Here is a 25,189-nt window from a genome sequence, read left to right as displayed (position 1 = left end):
AACGGTTCGGCTTGCCGTTCGCGCTGTCCGCGCTCACGCCGCACCTCACTGGCCCGGGCCTGGCTGTCCTGTGGCGCCCGCAGCCGGGAGGGACGCGGGCTGCGGGTACCACGGCGGCGGCAACGGATTGGACTCGTCATACGCATTCGGCGGTCCGGGCAAGTTGGTTCCCGGCGGCGGGGGGGCAATATCCGGACCACCCAGCAGCTCTGCCAGCGATTCCGGGGTGAGCATGTTCGCGGTAAACGGCTGAACCTGCATACCCTGCATCCCGGGCGCAACGACCCAGCCCGGTTCATGGTTGCCGTGTGAAAACGGTGTGTCCCGCGAGAAGATCCCTGGGACAGTGGTGTCCTTGTACCCGGGCGGCGGGCGGAGCCGCTCCTCGGAGTAAGCCACCTCCTTGGGCAAAGTGGCCGCCGAACTGAACGGGTTTGAGCCGAACGGCAAGTAATTGAACTTGAGAGCGTCCAGAACCGGTGCCAAGTACTGCGCGCACAGCTCGGCGGATTCCTGATAGCCGAGTCGGCTGCCGGCCTGAATAGCGCTGCAAATGAGCTGAATTGGGTTCGCGAAGTTGGGGAACACGAACTGGCCCACCAGAGAGCTGTGCAGTGGATAGTAAAGGTTGTTGAAGTTGCTGGCGTAGGTCGGCAACACGTGCAACGCGGTTTCCAGGCCGTCCCGCGGCTCGGGTTGCACTAGTGTAGTGGTCGCGTCGGCGAGGTTGTTGACATCGGCAGCCAGCACGGATCTGTTGTCGCTCACGAACTTTCGGACGGTGCCGAGAACGTCGTCGATCCGTTCCACCGTGTCGGCCAAGTCATGGTCGGATTTGGTGAACCAGTCGGTGAACTCGGCAAGGTTTTCGTTGAGTGCAACGAACTGTTGATCATTCTGGTAGAGCGCGCTGACAAATAGCGCCAGGCTTCGCGTGATCGCAACGAAGTCTCCCCGGCCCTCGTTCAGCGCGGTCAACGCCTGCGACAAACTGTTCAGCGTTTCGTTGAGCTGCCTGCCCTTGCCGGCCAGGTTGTCCGCGGCCGATTCGATGAGGTCGCCGAACGGCCCCTTCGGCTGCCGCTCCGTCGGGCCGAGCTGGCGGAGGATCCCATTGATGGAATCGCGCAACTGATCCCACTCGACGGGCACCTGGGTGCGCTCGATTGGGATCACCGCGCCGTCTTGCAAGACCGGGCCGCCGGTGTACGGCGGTGACAGCTGGATGGTGCGCGAGGCCACCAGGCTGGGGTTGAGGATCGACGCGGTAGCCGTGGCCGGCACCTGGTATTTGTTGCTGTAGTGCAACGTGACTCGCATCTTGTCGCCGGCCGGCTCGATCTTGTCGATAGAACCGACCCGCACACCCATGATCTGGACTTTGTCTCCTGGGTACAGCGCGAGCGCCTCAGAGAAATACGCGACCACGGTAGTGGTAGTCAGTTTCCGGTAGAGCCGCGCGCCGGCCGCAGCGGCCACGACCGCCAAGACCACCACCAACCCGCCGACGACCACTACCTTTGCAGACAGTTTCGGCAGTCGCAGGCTGCGGATGTCGAAGATGGTGCTCATTGGTTGCTACCTCCCGTCCCGTCAGGAAACGGCTCCAGCGGTTGGGTGCGGGCACCCGGCGGCGCGTTCGGCGGCAGCGGCATCGGTATGCCCGGAACAGCCGGAGCCGGCTCGCCCGGCCGCCCAGCACTTGGGATGCCCGGCGTCGGCGGCGGCCCATCGGGATTAGGCGGCGACGGCTGGACATCGAGCGGTGCCGGGAAGTCGGGTCCACCGAACGGGCCAACGGTGGCGCCCGCGCAGGGTAGCGGGTTGTCGGGCCGTGGCAACGCGCCCGCCGCCGGTGTGTAGGAGCACGGCGTTCCCGGCGGGACGGCCGGTCCCGGATGCTTGGGTGTACCCTCCCGCACCGGTGGCGCCGCCGGCGGCGCGCCGTTGGGGAACCGGGTGCCGTTGGGGTCGGGCCAGCGGAATTCCGGCAGACCCGCACTGCGCCAGAAGTTCTCCGGGTCGATGCCCCGCTTTTTGAACGCCGCGTCAACCCAGGGCTGAAGAATCTGGTAGGGCAGCAGATTGACCACCATCGCCTTGAAGAACGGTCCGGAACCGACGGCCTCTGTCAGGGCCGCGGTGTATCTGCCGAGCAAGACGGCTACATCGGCCAATTCGTTCTTGCGCTTCACCAGCTCCTCGCTGACCGTGCGCAACTGGGCCAGCACATGGTTGAGGTTGGGGTTGTCTGTGATCAGGCCAGATACCTGGGCTGATGCCTCCGACACGTTGGTTAGCAGAATGCGCAGTGCCTGGCTGCGTTGCTTGAACGCGGCCAGCAGCGTCTTGGCATTCACCAGCAGCCCGTTGACCTGCTCGCTGCGGTCGCCGAGCACGCGCGCGATCCTGTTGGCGTTCGCCAGCAGTTGCTCGATCTGCTCGCCGCGCCGGCCGACGGTGTCGGAGAATGCCTTGACACCCTCGAGGGCAGCACTTAGATGCGGGGCGGTCTGATCGAATGTCTCCGACAACACGTTTAGCGAGCGTTTGACGGCATCGATGTCCCAGCCCGTCGCCGCCTTCGTGACATCGACGAACGCGTCATAGATTTGGTATGGCGTAGTGGTCTGCGCCAACGGCAGGAAACCGTTGGGTTTCAACGGCTCCGAACCGCGGGGTTCGATCTCCAGGTTCTTACGGCCAAGAATGGTGTCGGTGCGAATTGCTGCCCGGCTTTGTATCCCGATTGTCTTGCCGGGCAACGAGAATCCGATCAACACGCGGTTGCCGCGGATTGCCAGCGAGCGCACCAGCCCGACGTTCACCCCAGCGATTTCCACCTTATCGCCCGTGTTGATGCCACCCGTGTCGGCGAATTGCGCATAGTAGGTAGGTGTGGCGAACAGCATCGGCACGCTGGTGAAGCTTTGCGCAACACCAACGACGAGCACCGTGACCACCGCACCCATCATCCCGACACGGCCGCGGTTGAACTCGGTCAGCGTTCTCATTGCGGTGTGCACCTGCCGGTCGGCTGGCCGAACAACTTGACGGTGCGTACCGGACCTCCAGGCTGTAATCCGTTGACTTTCAGTGAGATGTCACACAGATAGAAGTTGAAGAAGTCACCGTATATGCCGCCGGCGCGGCCGATGATCCGGTAGGCGTCCGGCAGCTTGCCCAACACGTGGTCGAGTTCTGCCAGCTCGTCTATGAGCGGCTGCTGGATGCCCTCGAGGTGCCCGAAGCTGCTGTGCAGCAATGGACGATCCGCCCCCAGCAGATCGGCTAGGGTTCCCGCGGCGCTGCTGATGTGTGCCGCCGCCGCGGCCAGCGGGTCCGCCCTGTTCTTCAGTCCAGTGATCAGCACCTCTAGCTTGTCGACCGTGCGGTCGAATTCCGTTTGATGCTTGACGGTGGTGGCCAGCACGGTGTTCAAGTTGTTGACGACCTCACCTATCGCATGGTCCCGGTCGGCCAGCGTTGCCGTCAGCGAGGCGGTCTGGTCGAGGATGTCGTTGATGGTGGCGCCTTGCCCTTGGAACACGGTGATGATCGAGGAGGCGATGCTGTTGACCTTGTCTGGGTCCAACGTTTGGAAGAGTGGGCGAAACCCGCCGAGCAGAGCGTCGAGATCCAAGGCCGGATGGGTGTGCTCGAGCGGGATCGTGGCACCCGGCGCCAGCCGCTGACCGCTGTGACCGCGGCCGAGCTCAAGGTACCGGTCGCCGATCAGGTTGAGGTAGCGGATCGAGGCGGTCGTCGCCTGATCCAGTGACAGCGAGCGATCCACGGTGAAGTCCACCAATACTTGCTTGTCCCCGTCGATCAGCGTTACCTTGGCGACCTTGCCGACCTCTACGCCCGCAGCGCGGACAAATTGCCCGGCCCGCAGCCCGCTGACATGGGTGAACACCGCGGAGTACCCGGTGGTGTGATGGAACCGCACCTGCCCGAACACCACGATGATCATCACGGTGAACACCGACAGCACCAACCAGACGATGCCGAGTTTGATAGTTGTGCCTGTGGTTTTCATGGGTTGATCGTGTTCTCTCCGTATTGGCGTCCCCATACGTATTCAGTGAACATCGGTTGGCCGAGCTCGACGTGGTTGTACGGTGCGAGGCTGGCACCGGTGTCCATCACCAGATAGGGTGCCGGCCACAGCTCCCGGGTGATCGTCTGCCAGCAGCCCGGTCGGCCCCCGGGTCCACCGTGGGCATTCACCCGCGGCAGATTGTCCGGATAGACATAGGGATTGGGTGCTCCCAAAATCGTTCCGGCGGCCGCTAGCGAATAGCCGTTGCCGCCCACCGCGTCCGCGACTTTGGGCGCAGCGTCGTGAAAGTTGCGGATCATGCAGAACAGTTCGGGACTGTAGGTGTCCAGCAGCGTAGCGGTGGGCACCAGATCGGCGGCTGCGCGCGCAAGATACGGCCCGCCTCGAGCAAAAACGTCTTCACCGGTGTTGCCCGCACCCGTAGCCGCCAACAACGCGGCATCCAGATCGCGCTGTTGGCTGGTCAATGTGCGCGCAGTGGTCAGTGCGTTCTGCAGAAAGGACCACAGATCCGGCGAAGCATCGACATAGACCTCACCGAGATCCGCCAACCGCCGAACATCATAGCCGAGCTGCGGCAGCCGCGGATTTAATTGCGCCAGAATCTGATTGCCATTAGCGATCGACTCACCGAACTTGCCGCCCAGCCCATCCAGCGCCTGTGCTACCGCGGACAGCGTCGCGTTCAGCTCGATCGGATCCACCTTCTCGGCGATCGAGGTGATCGTCTCGAACAACGTGTTGAATTCGGTGGTCACCGACCCCACATCAATCACGTCATGTGAGGAAATCCGCTGCTGTTGAGGAATTTTCGGCGCGGACAGCGCAACATACTTGTTGCCGAACAGGGTGGCCGCCTCGATATCGGCCACCACATTGACCGGAATCAGGCTGATGTAGCGAGGATTCACGTCCAAAACCAGCTTCGCCGCCGGCCGGCCGTCACGCTCAATCTCCGAAATGCTGCCCACCCGGCCGATCTCCACCCCGTTGTAGGTGACTTTGGATCCAGCTTCCATAACCAGCCCAGCCCGGGAGGCGACCATAGTCAGCTCGGTCTTCGGCGTGAATTCCCCACGAAACTGCTTGTACACCAATACGAGCACCAACGCGCCCACCAACAGCAGGACAACACCCTCCACATACAGCCACGCACGTCGGTTCTTCCTCGTCACCAGCGTTGGCACCGCGGCTACACCGTGAGATTGAAGTTCGGGTCGACGCCGTAGAGCGCCAACTCGGCCAGCAGGACAACGACCACCACCGAGACCAGCGAGAAACGCATCGATCGACCAACCGCCTGGCCGACCCCAACCGGGCCACCGCTGGCGGTGTACCCGTAGTAGCAATGGGTGATCATCACCACCACCGCGATGATCACCACCTCCACGACCGACCAACCCACATCCTCTGGGCGCAGGAAGGTGCGGAAGTAGTGCTCATAGGTGCCGTTGGACTGGCCGTAGAACACGGTTGTGACCACCTGACCAGAGGTGAAAGCCATGTCGAGAGCGAGCGCGTACAGCGGCATGATCACCACCAGCCCTCCTAGAATCCGAGTGGAGACCAGAAACGAAATCGACTTGATGCCCATCACTTCCAGCGCGTCGATCTCCTCACTGATCCGCATGGCACCTAACTGTGCGGTGGCGCCGGCGCCCACCGTCGCGGCCAGCGCGACACCGGAGACAATGGGCGCAGCGACGCGTGTGTTGGCCAGTGCGGCAAAGAATCCGGTAAACGCCTCGACACCGATGTTGCCCAGCGACGCGAAGCCCTGGATGGCGATCAGCGAGCCGCCGGACAGCGTCACAAAACCGATGATCGCGACCGTGCCGCCGACGACGGCCATCGCGCCGGTGCCCATCCCGATCTCGGCGACCAGGCGCAGCGTCTCCCGGCGATAGCGACGCAGTGCCCAGCCGATCTGCACGACGCTGATCCGGGTGAATCTCGCGAAAGTCCCTGTCCGCTCAAGTCTTCGGGCCGTGCCGCCGCCGTAGCGGTCAAGGCTGGCGGCTGTGCGTGGGTAGCGGGCCCGCAATACGGCTGCCGCTGATGCCGTTGAAGACTCCACCATGCTAGTGTCCCGTCCCGAACCGCACGCCGATCGTGGTCAACACCACATTGGTCGCGAACAGCGCGATCACGCACAGCACCAGGGTTTCGTTGACGGCGGTTCCAACTCCCTTGGGGCCGCCTTTCGTGGTCAGCCCGCGGTAACAGCCGACTAGGCCAGCGATCAGGCCGAACGTCGCCGACTTGACCACCGAGATGATCACCTCGGGTAGACCGGTGACCAAGGTGAGCGTGCCCACGTAGGCGCCGGCCGAGACGTGTTGGATGAAGACACTGAAGACGAAACCACCAACCAGGCCAATGGTTATCACCGCGCCGTTGAGCAGTGCGGCGACGATGGTCGCGGCAACGACCCGAGGCACCACCAGCCGGTGGATGGGGTCGATGCCCAGCACCTCCATCGCATCGATCTCTTCCCGGATGGTGCGGGCACCCAGGTCGGCGCAGATCGCTGTGGCTCCAGCGCCCGCAATCACCAACACGGTGGTCAGCGGGCCCAGCTGGGTGACCGCGCCTAGCGCCGCGCCGGCGCCGGAGATGTCGGCGGCGCCGAACTCGGCCAGCAGGATATTGAGCGTGAAGATGATCAACACGGTCAACGGAATCGACACCGCCAGGGTTGGCAGCAACGAGACGCTGGTAATGAACCAGCCCTGCTCGATCGCCTCACGCCAATGGAAGGGCCGCCGAACCAGCGCCTTGCCAGTCAGTACGCATGTCCGGTAGAACCCGCCGATCGCATCGACGGCGGGCTGCGTCTGGTCGCGGAGATAGGTGATGATCACGGCGTGGGTGGTCATTGCCGACTCGCCTGGCTATCGAGTACGGCCATCAACGATGTGTTCGCAAGTTCGAGTAGGTCTTGGGCGGCTTTCTTCGCTCCGGTGGGATCACCTGAGCAGATCGCATCCGCGAGTTTTCGGTAGTCCGACGGACGCTTAGCCGCAGCGGTCATCGTGGTGGTCAGAGCAGCTAGCGTCGGCTCGTAAGCAGCACGAAATGCGTTGTACATCAATCGATCTACGATCGAACCGGCGCTGTCGACCACATGATCCCAAAAGTCGAGCGTGTGGCGTTGCCACACGATCGGATCTTCCTCAGTGTCCAGCGCACGCAGCGAATCCTGCAGCAATTCCGCCAACTCGGGCTCGTTCCGTTCGGCCGCTAGTTCCGCGACCTTCGGAAAATTGCGCAGCCGGGCCTCGAGGATGCTGCGGACGACGGAGATATCCAGCTCACCGTTGCGAAACAACAATCGGGGCAACAGATCCAGGCCGGCGTGCCGCCGGAAGTCACGCACGGTGGTGACGTCGCCCTGACGCACCTCGACCAGACCTGCGGCCGACAGCCGTTTGAGCGCCTCGCGGACCGCGGGTCGCGACACTCCGAGCAACTCAGCCAACCGACGCTCGCTGGGCAACGCCTCGCCGGGCGGCATCTCGCCGGTGAGCACATCGGTAGCGATCTGCTCGAAGACCTCTTCGGGCACCGATCGGCGAGTCACCGGCTGCAGCGCCATGCGCCCAGTGTGAATGGTGATTGGTAAGACGTCAAGTGGTCAGACCGATACCCCACGCAGTTATCGGGCTAAGTTGTCGGCGGAGCCGCGAAACGGCACCAGACACCGCGGGCCCTGATCCGGAAGATCGTTAGAACATGCGAGTTGACGGACGCGACATAGGCGTTTCCGGTAACTTGCTGCAACCACTGACCCGGCGCACCAACGACATCATCCGGGTGGTGCTGGCGGCGATCTACCTCGTGGCGGTGATCACGAGTTCGCTGATCACCCGCCCGCAGTGGGTGGCGCTGGAGAAATCCATCTCGGAGATCGTCGGGGTGCTGTCCCCGTCGCAATCCGATCTGGTGTACCTGGGGTACGGCCTGGCGATTTTGGCGTTGCCGTTCGTGATCCTGATTGGCCTGATCGTTTCCCGGCAGTGGAAGCTGCTGGGCGCGTATGCGGCCGCCGGACTTATGGCCGTTCTCCCGTTGTCGATCAGCAGTAGCCGCATCGCGGCACCCCGATGGCACTTTGACCTTTCCGACCGGCTCGCCACATTGCCGGCCCAGTTTCTCGATGACCCGCGATGGATCGCGATGCTCGCGGCGGTGCTCACCGTGTCGGGTCCCTGGCTGCCCGCGCGCTGGCGGCACTGGTGGTGGGCGCTGCTGTTGGCATTCGTGCCGATCCATCTGGTTGTCAGCGCGATTGTGCCGGCCCGCTCATTGTTGGGGCTGGCGGTGGGGTGGTTGGTCGGCGCGTTGGTGGTCCTGGTCGTCGGCACACCAGCGCTTGAAGTGCCACTGGATGGTGCCATTCGCGCGTTGGCAAAACGCGGATTCGCGGTGTCCGGGCTCGCGGTGGTGCGGCCGGCCGGGCCCGGGCCACTGGTACTGTCGGCCGCTTGCGAGCAGCCCAACGCCGGGGCGTGCAGCGAGGCGTTGATCGAGTTGTACGGCCCGCACCAAAGTGGCGGCGGCGCGCTGCGCCAACTCTGGCTGAAGCTGACGTTGCGCGGCACCGAGACCGCACCCCTGCAGGCCTCCATGCGCCGTGCGGTCGAGCATCGCGCGCTGATGGCCATTGCCTTCGGCGATCTAGGCATGGCCAACACGACGGTGATCGCGGTGTCCCCGCTCGACCGGGGATGGACGTTGTATGCACACCGGCCCGCTCGCGGAATCGGCATCAGCGAATGCACCAAGACCACGCCGACTGCCCATGTCTGGGAGGCGCTACGGACCCTGCACGACCAGCAGATCTCCCACGGGGACCTGTGTAGTGCCGAGATCACCGTCGACAACGGCGCGGTGCTGTTCGGCGGGTTCGGCGAGGCCGAGTACGGCGCCACCGACGCCCAACTCCAATCCGACCTGGCCCAACTCTTGGTGACGACGTCGGCGCTGTATGACGCCGAGGCCGCCGTGACCGCAGCCATTGACACGTTCGGCAAGCAAGCCATCCTGACGGCATCGCGAAGACTTACCAAATCCGCTGTGCCAAAACGAATCCGAGAGTCGATAACCGACCCAAATGCGGTCATCGCCAGCACACGCGCCGAGGTGATGCGGCAAACGGGCGCGGATCAGATCAAAGCCGAAACGATCACCCGGTTCAGCCGCGGCCAGCTCATTCAACTGGTGTTAATCGGTGCTCTGGTCTATGTCGCTTACCCTTTCATCAGTACCGTGCCCACGTTCTTTTCCCAGCTGCGAACCGCGAACTGGTGGTGGGCGCTACTGGGCCTAGCGGTGTCGGCGCTGACGTATGTCGGTGCGGCAGCGGCGTTGTGGGCCTGCGCTGATGGGCTGGTGGGCTTCTGGAAGCTGTCAATCATGCAGGTAGCCAACACTTTTGCTGCAACGACTACCCCGGCCGGCGTCGGCGGGCTAGCGTTGAGTACCCGGTTCTTGCAGAAGGGAGGGCTGACCGCAGTGCGGGCCACCGCGGCGGTGGCACTGCAGCAGTCGGTACAGGTGATCGTCCACCTCGTGCTGCTGATCCTGTTCAGCGCCCTGGCCGGCACCTCGACCGACCTATCTCATTTCGTCCCGAATGCCACGGTGCTCTACCTCATTGCCGGTGTGGCCCTAGGCATTGTCGGGACATTCCTCTTCGTGCCGAAGCTGCGACGCTGGCTAGCGACGGCGGTGCGGCCGAAGCTCAGGGAGGTAACGAATGACCTCATTGCGTTGGCCCGGGAGCCGAAGCGACTGGCGTTGATCGTACTCGGTTGTGCCGGAACGACGCTCGGAGCGGCGTTGGCACTGTGGGCCAGTATGGAAGCCTTTGGCGGCGGAACGACGTTCGTCACGGTGACCGTGGTGACGATGGTCGGCGGCACCCTCGCCTCGGCCGCCCCCACCCCGGGCGGGGTTGGCGCGGTGGAGGCGGCGCTGATCGGTGGGCTCGCCGCCTTCGGTGTACCTGCAGCATTGGGTGTGCCGTCGGTGCTGCTGTATCGACTATTGACCTGTTGGCTACCGGTATTCGCCGGCTGGCAGGTGATGCACTGGCTGACCAGACACGAAATGATCTAACTCCTCTGCGCTTGCGCAATGATCATTCCACCGCCTCGGCGACCACGACCAGCACGATCAATGTCCGGGCACTATCCCCGGCGCTGGTGGTGACATAGATCGGGTAATACCCCGACGGCACCGATCGAGCTACGGTGATCGCGACCGACGCGCTCACGGCTCCGTCATCGTCGAATTGCCCGGATAACGGTTCCGCCGCAATCCCAACAACGTAGGACGTTGGGGTGACAGTGTAGTCGTCGACGCCGTCGATCATCCGTTGCGCGTCGACGGTCACGGTCCCGGTCGCTCCCGGCACGATCCCGATGATGGGCTGGGCGATATTTACCGTCACCGCCGAGCTGCCCGCACCGAATGACGGCGGCGCGGCAGACGCCGCGGTTCCCCAGACCTTGTTGGGTGTGCCGGCGAGCGAGAAGGTCAGGTCGCCTCCGGTGCGCACGATCGACTCCGGAAGAAACGTCTGGTTGCTCGGTTGGCGGTCGATGGTCAGGCCGTCGATGTACTTCAGGCGGTTCCGCCCGGATGCGCCCGGCGCGGTGATCTGAATGGACTTTCCGGTGGGGAGCGCGATCACGGCGCGATCGAAAAGCGGTGTGTTCACGGTCAGGATGGTGGTTCCCGGGGTGCTCGGATACAGGCCAAGGGCAGCCCAGACATACCAGCTGGACAGGGCGCCGAGGTCGTCGTTGCCCGGCGCACCGCCAGGTGTCGGGCCGAACAGGCCGCGGACCCGGTCGACCGTCCGCTGGGTTTTCCACGGTTGGCCGATGTAGTTGTACAGCCAGGGCACCCCGAAACCGGGCTCGTTACCGGCCCACAGATAGGGTTCGTTGGGGCCGACGTTGAGCTTTTTGGTAAAGCGGTCGAGCCGCTTGACGACGGCCGTGCGGCCACCAAGCGCGGTCACCAAACCGGCCACGTTATGCGGCACCCACCACAGGTATTGTTCGGCGTTGCCCTCGTCGTATCCGTCCTGCCCAAAGCCCGAGGGGTATGCCACGAACCCGGGACCGTCGGGGAAGAAACCGGCCGCGCTCCGGGGCGAGATATAGCCGGTGGTGGGATTGAACAGGTTCTGCCAATACTGCGACCGGTTCTGGAAGACGGCGGCAGTTGCGGTATCGCCCAACGAATCAGCGAATCGGGAGATGGCAAAGTCATCGACCGACCACTCCAGCGTGACCGAGGCGCCGGCGATACGACCGTTGGCGCGGAATTCCGCCGTTTGTGGTCCATAGCCGAGCCTCAGATAGGCGGCGATTCCCGGCCGCTCCAGGAAACCGTCAAGTCCGACACCGCCCTGGGTCGCTGCATTCACCATGTAGTGCAGCGCGGATTTGAGGTCGAAATCCCTGGCGCCGAAGGCGTAGAGGTTTACGATGAGCGGTACCACACTGTCTCCGCTCATCATGCCGGTTGCGGAATTCGCCAGCGCCCAACGCGGATACGCACCACTCTGCTCCGCGTCGGTCACCAACGACTGGATCATGTCGCTGGCCCGTTGCGGGAACAACAGTCCCTGCAGTGGGGCGAGGCTGCGGTAGGTGTCCCAGTCGGAGAAATTGGCGTAGTGGGTGTGCCCACTGGCAACGCTGTGGATGACACCGTCGAATCCGATGTAACGTCCGTCCACGTCGTTAAAGGTGTTGGGGTGCAACAGTGACCGGTAAAGACAAGTGTAGAAGGTGTCCACGTCGCCAGGACCCCTGCCGGCCACCGCGATTCGCGATAGCGCGGCGTTCCATTCGCTCGATGTCGCCGCACGGATGTCGTCGAAGCTTGCTCCGCCTTCGGCGTCCAGGTTGGCTCGCGCCCCGTCCACGCTCACGTAGGACAGGGCGGTCCGCACCTCGAGCATCGAGCCGGCCGGAAACTCGACATATCCCCCGCTGTAACTCGAATTCACGCTGTGTGAACCGGGATAGACGGCGTAGCCGTCCCAGGTGCCATACGAGCTGAACGGCTGGTTGAACTTCATGGCGAAGTACACCGTGTACAGGTTCTTCTTGCCGCAGAACCCGCCGCTGGTCGCCGAACCGGTGATCGTCGTGTTGTCCTCGATCCGCAGTGTCGCGGCGTAGTTTCCCGCCAGCGATGCGCCGGAGCGCACGTGAAACAGCGCCGGCCACCCGTTGCGGGGGTAGCGAAACCGGCCGACACCCGTGCGGGTGGTGGCGGTGAGCTCGGCGATCACCCCGGTACCGGGGAACCGTACGGTGTAGTAGCCGGGCACGCCGACCTCGGTGTCGTCGTGGGCGATCTCCTCCCAGGCGCTCCACGGCTGCGAGCCGAGCGGGGTGGTCGTCGGCAACATCGAGATGTCGCCGAACGCCGGGCAGCCCACCGACGCATGCGTCATGCTGAATCCGGTGGAATGCGGGTTGTCGTAGTCGTAGCCGGCGTAGTTGTCGACGGTGTCCGGCGAGTACTGCACCATGCCGAACGGCACCGAGGCGCCGGGAAAGTTGTTGATCTCCCCCACTATCGCGGCTCCCGTGCCGGTGCCGATGAGCGTATTGACGTGCTCGACCGGAATGGCGACGAACACCGGCTCACCGTCGTAGGCCGTGGGCACGCCAACGATGAACGGAACAAACAGACCCGCCACCGCCAAGAGCGCGGCCAGGGCTCTGCGCAACCTGCGTGCCCGCATAGCTGTCTCTTACTGCATAGACGCCTGTTCCCGCGGTGTTTTGCGGTCAATCGAGATGGGATTGCAGTGATAGGGTCGCGCGCACACCAGTTGGACTAGTCTCAATCCGACCTCACCGGCCGGAAGTGCCGGTCCAATCTTCGGGAGCGCGCAATGAAGCACTTCACGGCGGCCGTCGCCACGGTGGCGCTGAGCCTGGCACTGGCTGGCTGCAGTTTCAACATCAAGACCGACAGCGCGCCAACCACGTCGCCAACCACGACGTCGACAACGACTACGTCGGCAACCACCTCGGCTCAGGCAGCGGGGCCCAACTACACCATCGCCGACTATATCCGGGACAACCACATCCAGGAGACCCCAGTGCACCACGGCGACCCCGGCTCCCCGACCATCGACCTGCCGGTGCCCGACGATTGGCGGCTGCTTCCGGAAAGCTCCCGCGCACCCTATGGCGGCATCGTCTACACCCAGCCCGCCGATCCCAACGATCCCCCCACCATCGTTGCGATCCTCTCCAAACTCACCGGTGACATCGACCCCGCGAAGGTCCTCCAATTCGCACCCGGCGAGTTGAAAAACCTGCCCGGCTTCCAAGGCAGCGGCGACGGAAGTGCAGCCACGCTCGGCGGCTTTTCAGCATGGCAGCTCGGTGGTTCGTACAGCAAGAACGGCAAGTTGCGGACCGTCGCGCAGAAGACGGTGGTGATTCCCAGCCAAGGTGCGGTGTTCGTGCTTCAACTCAACGCCGACGCGCTCGACGACGAGACGATGACGTTGATGGACGCCGCCAACGTCATCGACGAGCAGACGACCATCACGCCCTAAGGGACGGATCGCACGCGGAAGACGAACACGCCGCGGTGCAGCACCGAATCGGTCGCGGTTTACGGAATGACGGTGAAGCGCCCACCGCCGATCGGCCGCAGCGCCGAGAAGTGCCGACGGTCCAGGGTGAGGATCGTGCGCGTGCGGTATCGGTCGGCCAGCACGACGTTGGCCGCATCCGCGATCCCGATCCGCTGATCCTGGTATTTCTTGCCGATGCGGGCGGCCTGCTCGATTTCGGCGGCACCGCAGTTGGCGAGCTCCCAAGCCCCGCCGGCGAGTTCACGCAGGACGGCGAGCTCGGCATCGACACCTACCCGGGTGGCGACGAGATAGTCGAGTTCCGCTACAACATAAGGGGATACGACGAGCGCGTCTGCGGAGCTATCGATGCACTCAGACACTGCGGCGTGGTCTGGCTCGGCGGCGTCGAAATAGGCAAGCAGCGCACTCGTGTCGACGATCACCGCTCACCGAAGCCAGCCAGCAGCTCGTCGACTCGCCGCGCGATGGGCTCCGAACCCGCATATAGACCCCCGCGCGGCGGCGGCTTGGCGCCGCCGACCGCCGCCCGGATGGACTCCCGGATTACCTCCGCTTCGGAGACTCCGCGCTGCCGAGCGGCGTGCTTCACGGCCGCCTTGAGTTCATCCGGCAGGTAGACCGTCGTCTTGTCCACATACGTATGGTACTACCGGTGGCGCCATATATCTTGTTGCGTCACCAACTTGTCGGCGTAGCCGCGAACCCCGATCGGATCTACGGTGAAGGCATGACAGATCAGTCGTATGCGGTAGACATCGCACACCCACCGGCGGCCCTCCTTCGCCTCGTCAACCCGATCCTGCGCTCCCTGCTGCACACCCCGCTTGCCGGCCCGCTACGCACACAGCTGATGGTGGTGAGCTTCACCGGGCGAAAGACTGGGCGGCACTTCTCGATTCCCTTGAGCGCGCACGTCATCGACAACGACCTCTACGCGCTGACCGAGGCCGGCTGGAAGCACAACTTCTCCGACGGTGCCGCCGCCCAGGTCGTCTACGACGGCAAGACGACCGCTATGCGTGGCGAGCTCATCCGGGACCGTGCGGTCGTTTCTGAACTTTTCCTGCGCGCCGCACAGGCCTATGGCGTCAAGCGTGGCCAACGCATGCTGGGGTTGAGCTTCCGCGACCGGCGCATACCCACGCTCGAGGAGTTCGCCGAGGCGGTGGACCGGCTCAAGCTGGTAGCCGTTCGGTTGACTCCGGCGGATAATTCGTAGCTCCGCGCCGAGCGTGCGCCGGCCGCGCCGAACGTGCATTGGTGGCGGCGACACGCCGCTCGATGCCGCCGTGGTTGCACTTTCGGCGTGTCAGCTGGTGACGATCGACGCGCGCGCCGCCGGGCGGGTCAGGTCGAAGTAGTTAGCTGGTCCCGCAGTCGTTCGACGAGGCGAACCAACCTTGCGTGGTGTGATCCCGGCCAGTAGATCCGCCCGCAACCGGAGCAGCGGCTGAATGACTCGTAGTACCTGCGGGTCAACGGCTTCAGCTGGCCGATCACCTCGTCTTTGGCAACCGCGGCCAGCTCACCATTGCACCGCAGACACCGGGATAGCGGTGCCAGCCGCCCGTTGAGGTCTAGCCGCCGCAACACCTCGAGCGCCTGCTCCTCCGGGTGCTGGGAGTGGACGAACAGACCATGGGTGATTGCCTTGCGCTTCAACAGGCCGCGGTCGCGGGTCAGCAGAATTCGCTGCTCGCCCAGGCTGATATCGGCCAGCGTCGGATCATCGGCGGCACTCGACCACCATGCGTCGAAGCCCAGCAGCCGAAGCAGCCGCGCCAGCTGGCCGAGGTTGACATCGACGACGAAGCGCGGGTTACGCAACGGCACCGGCCGAAGCCAGGCGGTCGACCCGATGTCGAGGGCCTCGAACATGGGGTAGGCGGCAATGCGGTCACCGGCGGCCGGCCGGTAGGAAAAATCCGCGGGATAGCCGTTCACCAGGATGAGATCCACCTCGGTATGCGGAATGCCCATCGCCTCCAGCACATCCTTGACCGTCTGATGGCCGCGGAACGGCCGGCGCACCGTCAGACCGCGCGCCTGCAGCTCCACGAACTCGTTGAGCTCGGCGTATGCCCGAACATCCACATAGCCGACCATTCCTCATCCTCTCCCGCAGGGTCGCGGGAGGGCAACGGCGGGTGCTCCGAATCTGCCGGCCGGCGCGCCTGCCCGGGATGCTCCCTAGTGCTGTGATGCGGGCTTCAACACACTGAAGATCGCGCCCTGCGGATCGGACAACACGGCGAACCGGCCCACCGCCGGAATGTCAGCCGGTTCCGCAATGACCTGGCCGCCCGCTGCGGCGGCTTTGGCCGCCGTGGCGTCGGCGTCATCCACCGCAAAGTAGACGTGCCAATGATTCGGCACGCCAGGCATCGGCGGTTCCATACAGCCGCCGACTTCCGCGTCGCCGGCCTTGAGCACCCGATAACTTTGGCCCGGAGCCATTTCCATGCTCGAGTGGGTGAGGCCAACCACAGCCTCGTAGAACGCTAGCGCCAAATCCGGTTTGTCCGTGAGCAGTTCGTTCCAGATGAGCGTGCCCGTCTCGTTGACCAAGGTCGCTCCGATGTGCCGGTTAGCCTGCCATAGCCCCACGGCAGCGCCGGTCGGATCGGTGATGAACGACATCCGGCCGGCATCGCCAATGTCGAAGGCCGGCATCATCACCTGCCCGCCCCCGGGCACCACCTTGTCCACCACCGCATCGACATCGTCCACCGCGAGGTAGGTGTTCCAGATCGGTGGCATCCCCTCCGGTGCACCCGGGGGCATCGGTGCGATAGCGGCCACGGTTTCGCCGTTCAGCGTGGCCATGGAATAGACCCCACCGCCGCCGGGGACCGGGTTGTCGTCGTAACCCCAGCCGAACAACGAGGTGTAGAACTTTTTGGCGGCGGACTGATCGGTGGTCTGAAGGTCGACCCAGTTCGGCGTGCCTTGCCTGTATTCGGTTCTCTTGGGCATGATCATCCTTTCGTTAGGTGGCGGACACGTGGCCTGCGGTCGGCTGGCGACCGGTGAAGGCGATGAGGCGATCGAGGACTGGGGCAAAGGATCCGACCGCCGCCGGCGCGGCGAAGCCCGCGGAGTTACGGGTTGCCGGGGTGATGACCTTGCCGGCCACCGCCAGTACGTACTCCGACACCGGCTCGGCCACGATCACCTGAGAACCGGTGGCAGTCGCGAAATCCCAAGCGTGGACCAGAAATTCCAGGCACAGGATGCCGACCGGCACCGTCGCAGGCACCTGGTCCGAGTTCAGCTCCACCGTGCCCGCCAAGCCACGCCGCCGCCAGGCTTCCATCACGGCCTGCGCCGCGTCGGCCACCTGGGTTTCCAGTGGCGCGTCCACATCGCGGGGCGCCAGCTGCGCGCCCGCCGCAGCGCCGATGATCGCCAGCGAGCGCAGCAAATGATCCGCCAGTTGCGAAACGTCATATTCCGTACACGGTGTCTGCCTGGTCAGGTCGGAGGCGCCTATCCCGCGCAGTACGTGCTGAAGAACGGCCAATGTTGCTTCGGCACAAGATAATTCGTCGAGCGGATCGGGCGCCGCGGCCCATTCGTCGGGACCGGCGTCACCGTGTTGGCCGGCGACGACCAGCCGGTCCAGGAAGTGGTTCCACCCTTTGGCGTGCCGGGCGGCCTGCTGCGCGGTCAGCCCGTCGTGGACCAGCCGGACCTCGGTGCCGCCGTCGACCGGGGTCAGCGTGATAGTCACCGTCGACCCGCCCGGCGGGGGGTCGCCGTGGTCCTCCCAACCCCAGGTGAAGACCACCCGCTTGCCGGGGTCGACGTCGATGACGGTGCCAGCCGCGCTATGCCCCGGAGTCACCGTCCAGCGATAAGCGCCACCGGTGCGCAGCTCGATACGCGCGGCGACGGCCATCCAGCGCCGAAGCCTGTCGGGCCGGGTGATGAGCGCGAAGGTGCTGGTCGGATCCAAGGGCACGACGACCGCTTTCTCGAACGGCATGGCACAGTCTCCTTGTGACGGCGGGTAGTGGGCGGCATCGGCGACAAGACGGTCCAGCTCGTCGCTCCAGAAGGACTCCATGAGCGCACGAAGCCGCAGCACCCCGCGCTCATCGAGCCGGTAGTACCGTTCCCGGCCCTGTTTGCGGGCGGTAACCAATCCCGCTCCGGCGAGCATGCCGAGGTGCTGCGATATCGCCGAACGGGTGACCGTGAACTGCGACGCAAGCTGGGTAACGGTGCGTTCACCCGGTGCCAGGAGCTGTAGCAGCCGGCGCCGGGTTGGCTCTGCCGCGACTTCCAGCATGTCGGGCACACGCCAATACGTTAGCGCACGCTAACGTATTGATCAATGGGTGGCGAATGGTTGCTGGATGGTTTGCCGGACGCCTCGTGCAGCAACAGGTACATGACGTCGGCTACCCGCCGATCGATCGGGCTGCTCGCGTTGTAGGCGAGGTAGATCGCAGTCATCGCAGCATGTCCAGAGCCCTCGCATGTCGGCCTTCCTAGCGCTTGGCCGTCTCTTTGCAATGCAAACAGTTTCCCGAACTGCGCACCGATCGCGACGCGCGCAGCTATTCTTGCTGTGATTCCGAGAACCTCACCCGCCTGAAATCCGGGGGATTATGACGGCAACGCGGTCCAGCGCCGAACACCCATCGGCTGAGGTGGCACAGGGCGGATGTCCGTTCGATCGCGGCGTGCGGCCAGCGTTGGCTCTGAAGGGCGCGGCCAAACCCGGTGAATCCGTGCGTTGGCGCGCGTCTTCTCGCGTTAGCCTTCCCGTGAGCGCGACGCTACGGCGCGACGTCCAACTGGCGCGCCTGTATGCGCCCATGCTGGCCAAAACACTCGCGCTCACCCTCGCCCGAAAAGCACGGTCGAAACTGGTTGTCGAGCATGACCCGAAGCATGTGGCAATCACCGACTTTGACCCGTTCGACCCCACCGTAGCCCACGACCCGTACCCGCACTACCGCGCGCTTCTGGCGGGCCCGCGGGTGCACTACAACCCCAAGCGCGACGTCTACATCTTGAGCCGATATGCAGACGTCCGCGCGGCTGCCCGCAACCACGATGTGTTGTCCAGTGCGGGCGGAGTCACTTATTCGCGGCTGCAGCTGCCGTTCCTGCCCACGTCCGACCCGCCGGAACACACTCGGATGCGCAAGCAGCTGCGGCCGGCGTTCACGCGCAGCGCCTTGGAATCCTGGCGTCCAACGATCGACCAACTTGCCCAAGAGCTGATCGCCAGGCTGATGACCCAGGCGGGCGCCGACGTGGTCTCCACCGTGGCCGCGCCGATCGCGATGCGCACCATCACCCACATTCTCGGCGTATCGGGTCCGGACCAGGCGGCATTCCGAGACTGGTCCAGCCAGGCGGCTCGGATGACCAATATCAACCTGTCAGCGTCCGGGCTGTTCTCGCTTGCGCGGACCTTCAACGGGTTTCGGCACCTGCATGCGTTTTTCACCCAGCGGTTACGCCACGACGGACCGCTGCGGGTGGAAACCGTTCTGGAGAGGCTGGCCGCGCAGGCCGATGACGGTGCGCTTAGCGATGAGGAACTGTTCTTCTTCGCGGTGTTGCTACTGGTGGCCGGCTACGAGAGCACCGCCAACCTGCTCAGCACGTTATTCCTCACGCCGGCCAGCTGGCCAGATCAGCTTCGGCTCCTCGCGCAGCGGCCGGAGCTGATCCCGTCGGCCATCGAGGAGCAACTTCGCTTTGCGTCTCCGATCCAAAATATCTGCCGCACAACGCGTGTCGACTATCCCGTCGGCCGCGCCGTCATCCCTAAAGGTTCCCTGGTGCTGCTGGCGTGGGGTGCGGCGAACCGAGACCCACGTCAATTCGACGACCCCGATGTCTTTCGCGCCGACCGCAACCCGACCGCGCATGTGGCGTTCGGCTCCGGCATCCACTCATGTCCCGGGGCACAGTTGGCCCGGATGGAGGGTCAGGCGGTCCTTCGCGAGATCGTCGAGAACATCGAGCGGATCGAGGTGGTCGAGCCGCCCAGATGGTCGACGAACGCGAACCTTCGTGGCCTGACCCGGCTGCGGGTCTCCGTGACCCGCCGCACACCCGCGTCGGGCCCATCTCAGATCTGATGCGAGCGTTACGTCCGTCGGCGTTGCGTGCCTGGCGGCAGGAGTGGGCTGCCCCCCTGTGGATCGGTTGCAGTTTCTCCGCGTGGATGCGGCTGCTGATCCGTAACCGTTTCGCCGTGCACTGGAGTCGCTGGCACTTCGTGGTGCTCTACACGGTGCTCAGCGCGCTGCATTCCTATTTGGGGCTGTGGCAGAAAGTATTATTCGGCAAGCGGGTGGCCAAGACGGTGATTGTCGAGCCGCCGATCTTCATCGTCGGGCACTGGCGCACCGGCACCACTCTGCTGCACGAACTGTTGGTCCTCGACGAACGCCACACCGGTCCCACCAGCTACGAATGCCTGGTGCCACACCATTTCCTGCTCACCGAATGGATTGCGCCGCTGGCGGAATTCCTGGTATCGAAGCACCGGGTGATGGACAACATGGAGCTGAGTTTGCGGCACCCGCAGGAAGATGAGTTCGTGCTGTGCATGCTGGGGCAGCCGTCGCTGTATCTGACCATTGCGTTCCCGAACCGGCCACCGCAAGATTTGCGGTATTTGGATTTGGAGCAATTGACATCGCGCGAACTGGCAGCGTGGAAACAGAGCCTCTTCCGGTTCGTTCAGCAGGTGTACTTTCGTCGTCGAAAGCGGGTGATCCTCAAGAACCCGCCGCATAGCTTCCGGATCAAGGTGCTGTTGGACCTGTTTCCGCAGGCGAAGTTCATCCACATCGTCAGGGATCCGTATGTCGTCTACCCGTCGACCGTCCATCTTCGAAAGTCGCTGTATCGCAAGCACGGCCTGCAACGGCCCACGTTCGCGGGCTTGGACGAACAAGTGCTGTCGACCTACGTCGACCTGTACCGAAAGTTGGACGAAGGGCGTAAACTCGTTGACCCGTCCCGCTTTTACGAATTGCGCTACGAGGATCTGATCGCCGACCCCGAGGAGCAGCTGCGCCGACTATACGATCATTTGGAACTAGGCGGCTTCGAGCGCTACCTGCCGCGCCTGCGACGATACCTGGCCGACCACGCCGAATACCAGACCAACAGCTATGAGCTGACGGCCGAGCAGCGCGCGATCGTCACGCAGCGCTGGGGCGAGGTCATTGACCGCTATGGCTATGGTCATCCGACACCTGAACCGGCACATCTTCGGCCCATGGCTGGCGGCTGACCAGGTCTGCCAGCCGCACCCGGCCCCGCTCGAATTCGCCTGTCGCCGCGTCGATGAGCCGATACTCCTGGGCCTGCCGGTGGAGGGGTTGCGCCTCGAGCACCACGATGCGCGCCTCGCCGCGGCGCGCCATTGCGGATCCTCGATCGGGTTCGCCCTAAGGACCTATGAACCTCATCGGCAGGCTGACCGGCCCGCGAAGGGCTGGGCTCCTATCCCAGCTCGCCGCGCCGCAGACGACGGGATTGCGGGCGACGATCCGCCGTAGCGCCACTGAAATTTGCAGTCGCGCCAGCGCGGCGCCCAGACAGTAATGCGGGCCGTGCCCGAAAGCCAGTGGCGCCGGCCCGCGCCGGCCCAGCCGCAGCCGGTCGGGTTCGTCGAACACCGCCGGATCACGATTGGCGGCGGCGATCACCACGATGACTTGTTGGCCCTGCGCGATTTCGGTGTCGCCGATCCGCTGGATCTGGGTAGCGGTGCGCGCGGTCGCCTGGATCGGGCTTTCCAGCCGGAGCAGTTCGGTGATCAGCGACGGATCGGCTGGGTCGAGCTCGTCGAGCATGCGGTTGCCGTCCGCTCGCGGGGTGAACAGTCGGATGGCGGCGGTCCCCAGCAGGTATGCGGTGGTCTCGTGGCCGCCGACGGCGGTGTTGAGCGCGGTCATCACCACCTCATCGAGCTGCAGGTCCGGATCGGCGGCGATGAAGCTGAGCAGATCGTCGCTAGGATTGGACCGCCGGTCGGCGGCCAGCGGAAGGATATGCGCCACCAGTCTCGTCAAGGCTGCCGCACCAGTCTGGATCTCTTCGGCAGTGGCCAGCGGTACCAAAATCCGGATAGTCGCCGACGACAGCGTGCGGAAAAGCCTCGAGCTCTCGACATCCAACCCGAGCCACTCACCCATCACAGCAAGCGGCAACGGCAGGGCAATTTCTGTCATGAAGTCGAATACGGTGGCCGTGCGTGGATGGTCGATCACCGCCGCGGCGATTGCTTCCACGCCGGCGGTGAGACCGGTGATGAAGGACGGAGTGAAAACGTCGCGCACCGCCCCGCGCAGCCGAAGGTGTTCGGTGCCGTCGGCAAACAGCATGGACCGTTTGAACAACTCGCTGCTGGCGGCGTCCACGGCCAGCCCGGCGTTGGGGTTGGCCAGGGGATCGATGGCCCATCCCGGTCCGCCGAGCACCTGCTGGGCCGCGTGATAGCCGAAGACCAGCCAGGCCTGCGCGGTGTCGTCCCACACTGGGTCGGCGACGCCGCGATGCCGCTCGTAGAACGGGTAGGGATCGGCGGCATCCCACGGCAACCGAGGCCCAGTTGCGCTACGGATGGTCATGAGGGTCCAATCCAAAGGGCAGGCCGCGCTGGCGCACCCACGCGCGATGCTGCTTGCCCAGCGGAGTCATCGGTTCGGCGACGCCGTCCATGTCATCCGGGATCGACCGGGCGTGCACGGTGACCCCGAGCATGGCGCATATCGCGTTGACGTTGAGGCTGATCCGGGACAGGAAAACCAGATCGTCGGGCAGTGACATCCGCCGAACCGGGTGCTCGGGTGACAAGGGAATCAGTGCGCGGATCGCCCGGCGGGAGGTGTCTCGGGAATAGGTGACCGGCTGGGGGGCCAGCGCCTCGTGCAGCACGTCGGCCCACCACCGATACACCTCGTCGCTGGTCAGCCTGGAATCGGCGGTCAGGAATCCGGCCTCCACCATGAGCTCGCGCAGCTCGTGGCTGCGTCCGTCCAGTGCGGCGCGCACCGTGTGCAGGTATTTGCGGCGAAACTGCTCGGGCACCACCTTGACGCAACCGAAGTCGACGAAGCCGACCTGCCCGTCGGGGCGGAAGCGGTAGTTGCCCGGGTGCGGATCGGCGTGAAACAGATTCGCGTGGCGGGCCGAGCCGGTGGCGAAACGCAGAATTACCTCAGCCCACGTGTTCCTCAGCTCCTGGTCGGCGAGTTGCGCCGCGGCCCAATCCATTCCATCGAGGTAGGTCATGGTCAACACGCGGTCACCGGATGCCTCCGGTATGACCTCCGGGATCCGAATGAACGGGTGGTCGCGGTAAAGCTCGCTGAACGCCGTGATGTTGGCGGCTTCATGGCGGTAGTCGATCTCCTCGCCGATGCGGGCGGCGATTTCGCGGGCGGCCTTTCTGAAATCGGTTTGCAGAACGGCGCCCGACGCCGAGGCAACCAGCCGCAGGAAGGCCGCGAGCAGTTCGGTGTTGGCCAGATCGTCGTGGATGGCTTCGGCCGCGCCCGGGTATTGAATCTTGACCGCCACTTGTCGACCGTCGTGCAGGACGGCGCGATGTACCTGCCCGATGGAGGCGGCCGCCATCGGCTCGTCGGTGAAGTCGGCAAACAGCTCCTCCGCCGATAGGCCGAGATCGCCGTGCAGCACCTCACGCGCCAGGGCCGCGTCCATCGGCGGGGCATCGGCCTGCAGGTGCGACAGCGCCGCCTGGTAGCTGGAAAACTCGCCATTGCCAAGCCAACTGGTGTCCACCACGGACAGAATCTGACCTGCCTTCATGAGCACGCCCTTGGAGCGGCCCAGTAGCTGCGAGTAGCGTTGCGCGGTGCGCTCGTGGAAGCGCGCCACCGCTCCAGTATCGCCGGTCTTCTCCCGTAGACCGGCGACGATCCGCCCGCCCGCGGCCCGAGCCGCGAAACCGGCCAACGGCATGGTCCGCCGGATCCGTCCCCGCGGCACGGGGTTGTCACTGGTCGGCATTGCAACCCTTCGGCAGGCGCGGCGATTCCGCGCGTGAGATTCGCTTGCCGATGCTACCCGGGTGGCGCGCCGACGTTTGCCGATCGCAATGGCCGATACCTAGCGGCATGATGCCGCGCAAGCGGTCGGCAGTCGCCAGGCTCGGTCGGTTGCCGGGTTGTTCTGCACTCATGCCGAAGGGCACAATTGCAGTGTGAAAGTAGCGATTAGCGGGGCCGGCGTGGCCGGCGCGGCGCTCGCCCACTGGCTGCGGCGCACCGGCCACACCCCGACGGTGATCGAGCGGGCACCGAAGTTCCGCACCGGCGGCTACATGATCGACTTCTGGGGCGTCGGCTACCAGGTGGCCAAGCGGATGGGCATAGCGGACCAGATCGCAGCGGCGGGTTACCACATGGAACGCGTCCGCTCCGTCGGTCCCACCGGCAAGGTCAAAGCCGACCTGAGCGTCGACGTCTTTCGCCGCATGGTCGGCGAAGACTTCACCAGCTTGCCGCGCGGCGATCTCGCTGCCGCGATCTACACGACGATCGAAGACCGGGTGGAAACGATCTTCGACGACAGCATTGCCACCGTCGACGAGCGCAGCGACGGCGTTCGGCTCACCTTCGAACGGTCCGCGCCGCGCGATTTCGACCTGGTCATCGGCGCCGACGGACTGCACTCCAACGTGCGCCGGCTGGTCTTTGGGCCAGAGCAAAACTACGAACATTACCTGGGCTGCAAGGTCGCGGCCTGCGTGGTCGACGGCTACCGGCCCCGCGACGAGCGCAGCTATGTCCTCTACAACACCGTCGACCGACAGCTGGCGCGTTTCGCGCTGCGCGGCGACCGCACCATGTTCTTGTTCGTCTTCCGCGCCGAACATGACAACCCTGGCGTGGCACCAAAAGATGAGCTGCGCAACCAATTTGGCGACGTGGGCTGGGAAAGCCGGGACATTCTGGCCGCGCTCGACACCGTCGAGGACCTGTACTTCGACGTGGTCAGCCAAATCCGGATGGACCGCTGGTCACGCGGTCGGGTGCTGCTGATCGGCGACGCGGCCGGGTGCATCTCGCTGCTTGGCGGCGAGGGCACCGGCCTGGCGATCACCGAGGCCTACGTGCTAGCCGGGGAGCTCGCACGCGCCGGGGGGGACCACCGACGCGCCTTCGACGCCTACGAGGCGCGCCTGCGTCCCTTCATCGAGGGCAAGCAAGCCAGTGCGGCGAGGTTCATTTGGTTTTTCGCCACGCGAACCCGATTCGGCCTGTGGTTTCGCAACGTTGCGATGCGCACGATGAACTTCGGCCCGCTGGCAACGCTGTTCGCCGGCAGCGTGCGTGACGACTTCAAGCTGCCCGAATACGCCTGGTAGCCACCTACCAACGGGCCCCTCGCCGGCGGGTAGGCACGGTTTGTCGCGGGCAATGTGACCTTTGGGCGCGGTCTTGAGGACCTTCGGCCCC

At 64.7% G+C, this 25,189-nt stretch carries 22 protein-coding genes and 1 pseudogene; 6 read left to right on the top strand and 17 right to left on the bottom strand.

Translation table 11 applies throughout. The annotated features are described in order from the left end of the window. Positions 1-45: 45 nt before the first annotated feature. From MCAN_RS03100 to mce2R, 7 genes are read right to left on the bottom strand one after another with little or no spacing between them, the layout of a single operon-like run. On the bottom strand, positions 46-1,572 hold the full coding sequence (locus MCAN_RS03100) for a virulence factor Mce family protein (protein ID WP_003403112.1): 1,527 nt from the start codon (positions 1,570-1,572) through the stop codon (positions 46-48). Continuing rightward, positions 1,569-3,014 (bottom strand): virulence factor Mce family protein, encoded by a 1,446-nt coding sequence (locus tag MCAN_RS03095; protein ID WP_014000317.1) that lies wholly within the window; start codon positions 3,012-3,014, stop codon positions 1,569-1,571. Before MCAN_RS03095 ends, MCAN_RS03100 begins: the two co-directional genes overlap by 4 nt. Next, positions 3,011-4,042, bottom strand: coding sequence for an MCE family protein (locus tag MCAN_RS03090; protein ID WP_003403107.1), 1,032 nt, complete (start codon positions 4,040-4,042; stop codon positions 3,011-3,013). The genes MCAN_RS03095 and MCAN_RS03090 overlap by 4 nt, the downstream gene beginning before the upstream one ends. Then, positions 4,039-5,253 (bottom strand): MCE family protein, encoded by a 1,215-nt coding sequence (locus MCAN_RS03085; RefSeq protein ID WP_014000316.1) that lies wholly within the window; start codon positions 5,251-5,253, stop codon positions 4,039-4,041. The genes MCAN_RS03090 and MCAN_RS03085 overlap by 4 nt, the downstream gene beginning before the upstream one ends. Before the next feature lie 5 nt (positions 5,254-5,258). After that, the gene (locus MCAN_RS03080; protein WP_003403101.1) at positions 5,259-6,146 is read right to left on the bottom strand and encodes an ABC transporter permease; all 888 of its coding nucleotides are present in this window, start codon (positions 6,144-6,146) and stop codon (positions 5,259-5,261) included. Between the two features lies 1 nt (position 6,147). Then, positions 6,148-6,945, bottom strand: a complete 798-nt coding sequence (locus MCAN_RS03075; protein ID WP_003403095.1) for an MlaE family ABC transporter permease — start codon at positions 6,943-6,945, stop codon at positions 6,148-6,150. Next, a complete protein-coding gene (gene mce2R / locus MCAN_RS03070; RefSeq protein ID WP_014000315.1) occupies positions 6,942-7,664 on the bottom strand; it encodes a FadR family transcriptional regulator Mce2R in 723 nt (240 codons plus the stop codon). Before mce2R ends, MCAN_RS03075 begins: the two co-directional genes overlap by 4 nt. 137 nt (positions 7,665-7,801) lie before the next feature. Here mce2R and MCAN_RS03065 point away from each other — a divergent pair, with 137 nt between their 5' ends. Beyond that, positions 7,802-10,189, top strand: a complete 2,388-nt coding sequence (locus MCAN_RS03065; RefSeq protein WP_014000314.1) for a lysylphosphatidylglycerol synthase transmembrane domain-containing protein — start codon at positions 7,802-7,804, stop codon at positions 10,187-10,189. Positions 10,190-10,211: 22 nt separating this feature from the next. Here the strand turns inward: MCAN_RS03065 and MCAN_RS03060 are convergent, their stop codons facing one another. After that, a complete protein-coding gene (locus tag MCAN_RS03060) occupies positions 10,212-12,845 on the bottom strand; it encodes a GH92 family glycosyl hydrolase (RefSeq protein ID WP_014000313.1) in 2,634 nt (877 codons plus the stop codon). A gap of 153 nt (positions 12,846-12,998) precedes the next feature. Here MCAN_RS03060 and lpqN point away from each other — a divergent pair, with 153 nt between their 5' ends. Then, positions 12,999-13,673, top strand: a complete 675-nt coding sequence (gene lpqN / locus MCAN_RS03055; protein ID WP_014000312.1) for an envelope biogenesis lipoprotein LpqN — start codon at positions 12,999-13,001, stop codon at positions 13,671-13,673. A gap of 59 nt (positions 13,674-13,732) precedes the next feature. Here lpqN and vapC26 read toward each other — a convergent pair whose 3' ends face one another. Further along, positions 13,733-14,140 (bottom strand): type II toxin-antitoxin system toxin ribonuclease C26, encoded by a 408-nt coding sequence (gene vapC26 / locus MCAN_RS03050; protein WP_014000311.1) that lies wholly within the window; start codon positions 14,138-14,140, stop codon positions 13,733-13,735. Further along, complete coding sequence (vapB26, locus tag MCAN_RS03045; RefSeq protein WP_014000310.1) at positions 14,137-14,352, bottom strand: type II toxin-antitoxin system antitoxin VapB26; 216 nt, start codon at positions 14,350-14,352, stop codon at positions 14,137-14,139. The genes vapC26 and vapB26 overlap by 4 nt, the downstream gene beginning before the upstream one ends. Positions 14,353-14,445: 93 nt before the next feature. Here vapB26 and MCAN_RS03040 point away from each other — a divergent pair, with 93 nt between their 5' ends. After that, entirely contained in the window at positions 14,446-14,937 is a 492-nt protein-coding gene (locus tag MCAN_RS03040; protein WP_014000309.1) for a mycobacterial cell wall protein Rv0580c, read from the top strand. 128 nt (positions 14,938-15,065) lie between these two features. Here the strand turns inward: MCAN_RS03040 and MCAN_RS03035 are convergent, their stop codons facing one another. From MCAN_RS03035 to MCAN_RS22665, 4 genes are all read right to left on the bottom strand, one after another. Continuing rightward, positions 15,066-15,824, bottom strand: coding sequence for a Mut7-C RNAse domain-containing protein (locus MCAN_RS03035; protein ID WP_014000308.1), 759 nt, complete (start codon positions 15,822-15,824; stop codon positions 15,066-15,068). An 84-nt stretch (positions 15,825-15,908) separates the two neighbouring features. Continuing rightward, positions 15,909-16,694, bottom strand: coding sequence for a VOC family protein (locus tag MCAN_RS03030; RefSeq protein ID WP_014000307.1), 786 nt, complete (start codon positions 16,692-16,694; stop codon positions 15,909-15,911). Between the two features lie 13 nt (positions 16,695-16,707). Next, positions 16,708-18,012 (bottom strand): TIGR03086 family metal-binding protein, encoded by a 1,305-nt coding sequence (locus tag MCAN_RS03025; RefSeq protein WP_014000306.1) that lies wholly within the window; start codon positions 18,010-18,012, stop codon positions 16,708-16,710. Positions 18,013-18,032: 20 nt separating this feature from the next. Beyond that, positions 18,033-18,179 carry a hypothetical protein gene (locus tag MCAN_RS22665; RefSeq protein ID WP_158309793.1) on the bottom strand — a complete coding sequence of 49 codons (147 nt, stop codon included), beginning with the start codon at positions 18,177-18,179 and terminating at the stop codon, positions 18,033-18,035. A gap of 155 nt (positions 18,180-18,334) precedes the next feature. On the opposite strand from MCAN_RS22665, the gene MCAN_RS03020 reads away from it, so the two are divergent. Further along, positions 18,335-19,825, top strand: coding sequence for a cytochrome P450 (locus MCAN_RS03020; RefSeq protein WP_014000305.1), 1,491 nt, complete (start codon positions 18,335-18,337; stop codon positions 19,823-19,825). Next, positions 19,825-20,991, top strand: a complete 1,167-nt coding sequence (locus tag MCAN_RS03015; protein ID WP_014000304.1) for a sulfotransferase family protein — start codon at positions 19,825-19,827, stop codon at positions 20,989-20,991. The genes MCAN_RS03020 and MCAN_RS03015 overlap by 1 nt, the downstream gene beginning before the upstream one ends. Here the strand turns inward: MCAN_RS03015 and MCAN_RS20970 are convergent. The 3 genes and pseudogenes from MCAN_RS20970 to MCAN_RS03005 form a co-directional block, all read right to left on the bottom strand. Continuing rightward, positions 20,921-21,112: pseudogene (locus tag MCAN_RS20970) on the bottom strand (DUF3556 domain-containing protein); the annotation flags it as partial. The gene MCAN_RS03015 and the pseudogene MCAN_RS20970 overlap by 71 nt on opposite strands. Before the next feature lie 36 nt (positions 21,113-21,148). Then, positions 21,149-22,333, bottom strand: coding sequence for a cytochrome P450 (locus tag MCAN_RS03010; RefSeq protein ID WP_014000303.1), 1,185 nt, complete (start codon positions 22,331-22,333; stop codon positions 21,149-21,151). Then, positions 22,320-23,738, bottom strand: a complete 1,419-nt coding sequence (locus MCAN_RS03005) for an ABC1 kinase family protein (protein ID WP_014000302.1) — start codon at positions 23,736-23,738, stop codon at positions 22,320-22,322. Before MCAN_RS03005 ends, MCAN_RS03010 begins: the two co-directional genes overlap by 14 nt. Positions 23,739-23,931: 193 nt before the next feature. Here MCAN_RS03005 and MCAN_RS02995 point away from each other — a divergent pair, with 193 nt between their 5' ends. Then, a complete protein-coding gene (locus MCAN_RS02995) occupies positions 23,932-25,098 on the top strand; it encodes an FAD-binding domain (RefSeq protein ID WP_014000301.1) in 1,167 nt (388 codons plus the stop codon). The last annotated feature ends 91 nt before the right edge of the window (positions 25,099-25,189 follow it).

Source organism: Mycobacterium canetti CIPT 140010059 (assembly GCF_000253375.1).
GTDB lineage: Bacteria > Actinomycetota > Actinomycetes > Mycobacteriales > Mycobacteriaceae > Mycobacterium > Mycobacterium tuberculosis.
This window is presented reverse-complemented; position numbering and strand designations above follow the sequence as displayed.